This window comes from Mucilaginibacter sp. PPCGB 2223 (assembly GCF_001705515.1).
Taxonomy (GTDB): domain Bacteria; phylum Bacteroidota; class Bacteroidia; order Sphingobacteriales; family Sphingobacteriaceae; genus Mucilaginibacter.
Window position 1 is genome coordinate 1 of record NZ_MDJS01000007.1, and the last position, 5,935, is coordinate 5,935.

Sequence of the window (5,935 nt, forward strand, 5' to 3'; positions counted from 1 at the left end):
AGTAAAAGTTGGCACCGACTTACTCTCCCACGTATTACCGCAGTACCATCAGCTCTGGCGGGCTTAACTTCTCTGTTCGGAATGGGAAGAGGTGGACACCGCCGATATAGGCACCTGAATGCTTTTTGTTTAGTACTTAGTAGCAAGTATCAAGTAGCAAGACTTTAACTGCTTTAGTAATAAACGATTTTTTATTTGTTGCTGAGTATAGCGTAGAGTTGTATAAAGTAAGATCTTCATCTCGATACTTGATACTAACTACTTGATACTATCATCAACAATGACAAGTATTGAAAGAAGTAATTTTTAGAGAAAACAACAGCTTTGTTGTTTAGTGAGTGGTCATTGGTCAGCAGTGAGTAAACTCACTATTCACAATTAACCACTCACCTTATTACCTGCTATGAGAAAGCTTCGGGTTATTAGTATTACTCGGCTTTGATGTCACCACCTTTACACCTGTAACCTATCAACGTAGTAGTCTGCTACGACCCTATAAGGAAGTCTCATCTCGTGGCTAGTTTCGCACTTAGATGCTTTCAGCGCTTATCTATTCCCAACGTAGCTACTCTGCAATACAGCTGGCGCCATAACAGATTCACCAGAGGTTAGTCCAACCCGGTCCTCTCGTACTAAGGTCAGCCCCACTCAAACTTCCAACGCCCACAACAGATAGGGACCGAACTGTCTCGCGACGTTCTGAACCCAGCTCGCGTGCCACTTTAATGAGCGAACAGCTCAACCCTTGGGACCTTCTCCAGCCCCAGGATGTGACGAGCCGACATCGAGGTGCCAAACCTCCCCGTCGATATGAGCTCTTGGGGGAGATCAGCCTGTTATCCCCAGCGTACCTTTTATCCTTTGAGCGATGGCCCTTCCATGCAGAACCACCGGATCACTATATCCGTCTTTCGACCCTGCTCGGCTTGTCTGCCTCACAGTCAAGCAAGCTTATGCTATTGCACTCCCCGTACGGTTACCAAGCGTACTGAGCTTACCTTTGAAAGCCTCCGTTACCTTTTTGGAGGCGACCACCCCAGTCAAACTACCCGCCAAACAATGTCCCCCGCTTTGCAGGGTTAGACACCAAATACAGAAAGGGTGGTATTTCAACGTTGGCTCCCCGAATCCTGGCGAATCCGGCTCACAGCCTCCCACCTATCCTACACATCCTGTATCCGATATCAATGTTAAGTTGTAGTGAAGGTGCATGGGGTCTTTCCGTCCCGTTGCGGGTAACCGGCGTCTTCACCGATACCACAATTTCACCGAGCTCATGGCTGAGACAGCGCCCAGATCGTTACACCATTCGTGCAGGTCGGAACTTACCCGACAAGGAATTTCGCTACCTTAGGACCGTTATAGTTACGGCCGCCGTTTACTGGGGCTTCGATTCAATGCTTCGCCTTGCGACTAACATCCCCTCTTAACCTTCCAGCACCGGGCAGGTGTCAGGCCTTATACGTCATCTCTCGATTTTGCAAAGCCATGTGTTTTTGTTAAACAGTCGCCTGGGCCTTTTCACTGCGGCTGACATTACTGTCAGCGCCCCTTCTCCCGAAGTTACAGGGCCATTTTGCCGAGTTCCTTAGCCATGATTCACTCGAGCACCTTAGGATTCTCTCCTCGACTACCTGTGTCGGTTTACGGTACGGGGTTTTATAACCTGAAGCTTAGCAGGTTTTCTTGGAAGTCTGATTACCTGAACTATCCCATCCCCCGAAGGTTCCGAGTACTATCGGCTTTCAGCATAGTCTGCGTACTTAACTACAAACTATATACCTACGGCCTTTAACGATCTATTCCGTCAGATCGCGTCAGTTTCACTACTCCGTCACTGCATCGCAGTTATAAAACGTACTGGAATATTAACCAGTTGTCCATCGGCTACGCCATTCGGCTTCACCTTAGGCCCCGACTAACCCTGATCCGATTAGCGTTGATCAGGAAACCTTAGTCTTTCGGTGGGCGGGTTTCTCTCCCGCCTTATCGTTACTTATGCCTACATTTGCTTTTCTACAAGGTCCACAGTAACTTACGTATCTGCTTCGCCCCCTGTAGAATGCTCCCCTACCAGTGCATTTACATGCAATCCATAGCTTCGGTATACCACTTGATGCCCGTTTATTATCCATGCCCGATCGCTCGACTAGTGAGCTGTTACGCACTCTTTAAATGAATGGCTGCTTCCAAGCCAACATCCTAGCTGTCTGTGCAATCGGACCTCGTTAGTTCAACTTAGCGGTAATTTAGGGACCTTAGCTGATGGTCTGGGTTCTTTCCCTCTCGGCCTTGGACCTTAGCACCCAAAGCCTCACTCCAGCGTATATTATATAGCATTCGGAGTTTATCTGGATTTGGTAGGATTTGACTCCCCCGCACCCAATTAGTAGCTCTACCTCTATATAACTCAACCGCCAGGCTGTTCCTAAAAACATTTCGGGGAGTACGAGCTATTTCCCAGTTTGATTAGCCTTTCACCCCTACCCACAGATCATCCGGAAACTTTTCAACGTTTATCGGTTCGGTCCTCCAGTACCTGTTACGGCACCTTCAACCTGTCCATGGGTAGATCACAAGGTTTCGCGTCTACCCCCACTGACTGCACGCCCTGTTCAGACTCGCTTTCGCTTCGGCTGCGTGACTTAATCACTTAACCTTGCCAGTGAGGAGTAACTCGTAGGCTCATTATGCAAAAGGCACGCCGTCACGGCTTTCACCGCTCCGACCGCTTGTAAGTACACGGTTTCAGGTTCTATTTCACTCCCCTGTTCGGGGTTCTTTTCACCTTTCCCTCACGGTACTGGTTCACTATCGGTCTCTCAGGAGTATTTAGCCTTACCGGATGGTGCCGGCAAATTCCCACAAGGCGTCTCCGACCTCGCGGTACTCAGGATACCACTATCCTACTATTACTTACACTTACGCAGCTCTCATGCTCTATGGCCGGGTTTCCCACCCCGTTCAGTTTCATTTTAGTATTCATGTTGTGGTCCTATAACCCCGGCTATGCCGTAACATAACCGGTTTGGGCTGCTTCCATTTCGCTCGCCACTACTCTGGAAATCACTGTTGTTTTCTCTTCCTCTGCTTACTTAGATGTTTCAGTTCAGCAGGTTCGCGCATTTATGCAACTATTCTTCAAATAGTTAGGTTTCCCCATTCGGAAATCTGCGGATCAATTCATATTTGCTGATCCCCGCAGCTTATCGCAGCTTATCACGTCCTTCATCGCCTCTGAGAGCCAAGGCATCCCCCGTGTACCCTTTCTTACTTTCTTCTACTCATACGCCTTTTGCTCGTATGGTATGCTTTTTGGTAGTTGTTCCGTTCTAGTATCTAGTAGTTAGTATCAAGTAGTTAGACTACTTTTCTACTTTCTTGTAAACCTATAAAGCCTGAACAACGTCCCTACTGTTGTTTTCTCTTTTTGAATTACTTCTTCCAATATGTCAAAGAACGTTTACCCCAAACCCCTAAAGGGGCTTTTATCAATATCCTTCTTTTGTTAAAGAATGGAGGGTTGGTGGAGAATAACGGATTCGAACCGTTGACCCCCTGCGTGCAAGGCAGGTGCTCTAGCCAGCTGAGCTAATCCCCCGTAAGACTCGTTTTCAGTAGTTAGTAGTGAGTATTTAGTAGTTAGACTTTCATCTAAATACTTTGTACTAACTACTTTGTACTTTCAACTTAAACCCTGTAGTCCGGAGCAGATTTGAACTGCTGACCCCTACATTATCAGTGTAGTGCTCTAACCAAACTGAGCTACCGGACTCTATTTTTGTTGTCAGTTGTCAGTTGTGAGTGGTCAGTTTCGGTTAGCCGCTTTTGCTAACTAACTTTTCACTTGCTCCTTTCAACTTTCAACTGCCAGCAACGTCCTGCTCCTTGCGGTCACAGCCACTGTGGCTTGTCTTTCTGGGTGTTTTTTTGAGTACTTTAGTATATAGTAGTTAGTATTTGGATGATTAGCTTTCGCTTTCTAAATACTCTGTACTAAATACTTTGTACTAATTTTTTAATAAAGAAATAGACATGTGCGTAGCGGCGTTATGCCGCTCGAACGTTTTTGATGAGAAAATATCAGATACCTGCTCCAGAAAGGAGGTATTCCAGCCGCACCTTCCGGTACGGCTACCTTGTTACGACTTAGCCCCAGTTACCGGTTTTACCCTAGGCGGCTCCTTGCGGTTACCGACTTCAGGTACCCCCAGCTTCCATGGCTTGACGGGCGGTGTGTACAAGGCCCGGGAACGTATTCACCGCGTCATTGCTGATACGCGATTACTAGCGAATCCAACTTCACGGGGTCGAGTTGCAGACCCCGATCCGAACTGTGAATGGCTTTTGGAGATTGGCATCCTGTTGCCAGGTAGCTGCCCTCTGTACCATCCATTGTAGCACGTGTGTAGCCCCGGACGTAAGGGCCATGATGACTTGACGTCGTCCCCTCCTTCCTCTCTACTTGCGTAGGCAGTCTGTTTAGAGTCCCCACCTTGACGTGCTGGCAACTAAACATAGGGGTTGCGCTCGTTGCGGGACTTAACCCAACACCTCACGGCACGAGCTGACGACAGCCATGCAGCACCTAGTTTCGTGTCCCGAAGGACTGATCCGTCTCTGAATCATTCACTAACTTTCAAGCCCGGGTAAGGTTCCTCGCGTATCATCGAATTAAACCACATGCTCCTCCGCTTGTGCGGGCCCCCGTCAATTCCTTTGAGTTTCACCCTTGCGGGCGTACTCCCCAGGTGGAACACTTAACGCTTTCGCTTAGACGCTAACTGTATATCGCTAACATCGAGTGTTCATCGTTTAGGGCGTGGACTACCAGGGTATCTAATCCTGTTTGATCCCCACGCTTTCGTGCCTCAGCGTCAATTGCACCATAGTAAGCTGCCTTCGCAATTGGTGTTCTGTGACATATCTATGCATTTCACCGCTACTTGTCACATTCCGCCTACCTCTAGTGTATTCAAGCCCATCAGTATCAAAGGCACTGCGATAGTTAAGCTACCGTCTTTCACCCCTGACTTAATAGGCCGCCTACGCACCCTTTAAACCCAATAAATCCGGATAACGCTCGGATCCTCCGTATTACCGCGGCTGCTGGCACGGAGTTAGCCGATCCTTATTCTCAGAGTACATTCAGCTCCCGACACGTCGGGAGGTTTATTCCCCTGCAAAAGCAGTTTACAACCCATAGGGCCGTCTTCCTGCACGCGGCATGGCTGGTTCAGACTTCCGTCCATTGACCAATATTCCTTACTGCTGCCTCCCGTAGGAGTCTGGTCCGTGTCTCAGTACCAGTGTGGGGGGCCATCCTCTCAGATCCCCTAGACATCGTCGCCTTGGTGGGCCGTTACCCCGCCAACTAGCTAATGTCCCGCATGCCCATCTTTATCCTATAAATATTTGATTATATCACAATGCTGTGTTATAATGTTATGCGGTCTTAATCTCTCTTTCGAGAGGCTATCCCCCTGATAAAGGTAGGTTACATACGTGTTACGCACCCGTGCGCCACTCTCATTAGGAGCAAGCTCCCAAATCCCGTCCGACTTGCATGTATTAGGCCTGCCGCTAGCGTTCATCCTGAGCCAGGATCAAACTCTCCATTGTAAATGTTAAGTTTTTATATCACTGACCCTACTTTATTATTTGTAGAATCTGTATTTGTATCTTTATACAGATATCTGTGCTAACTTTCTCTCTTATTGTTCGTCTTTAACATAACTTCTGAGTATCTCTACTCTCCGCTACGCTACATGTTACTCCTTTTAAAGAACTTTTTCGATCCACCTTCACGGCTTCTCTTTATATCTTACCTTTCGGCTTGATTATCTTGTCTTGTCCCCTCCGGAATCGCTCCGTCGGTAAGCGAGATTCGCATCTCCCTTTTTGTTCAGCCTTCCGGCCCCTTTCCCATCTTCTC

2 tRNA genes and 3 rRNA genes are annotated in these 5,935 nt (G+C 47.9%); all 5 read right to left on the minus strand.

Annotated elements, in window-relative coordinates:
* Positions 1-6: 6 nt before the first annotated feature.
* The 5 genes from rrf to BEL04_RS23765 all read right to left on the minus strand — a co-directional run bounded on the left by rrf (position 7) and on the right by BEL04_RS23765 (position 5,622).
* Positions 7-118, minus strand: a 5S ribosomal RNA gene (gene rrf / locus BEL04_RS23745).
* A 285-nt stretch (positions 119-403) separates the two neighbouring features.
* Positions 404-3,280: ribosomal RNA gene (locus BEL04_RS23750) — 23S ribosomal RNA — on the minus strand.
* Positions 3,281-3,524: 244 nt separating this feature from the next.
* Positions 3,525-3,601 (minus strand) — tRNA-Ala (locus tag BEL04_RS23755).
* A gap of 99 nt (positions 3,602-3,700) precedes the next feature.
* Positions 3,701-3,775 (minus strand) — tRNA-Ile (locus BEL04_RS23760).
* Between the two features lie 325 nt (positions 3,776-4,100).
* Positions 4,101-5,622, minus strand: a 16S ribosomal RNA gene (locus BEL04_RS23765).
* Together the 16S, 23S and 5S rRNA genes with 2 tRNA genes alongside form the textbook arrangement of a ribosomal RNA operon.
* Positions 5,623-5,935 lie beyond the last annotated feature (313 nt).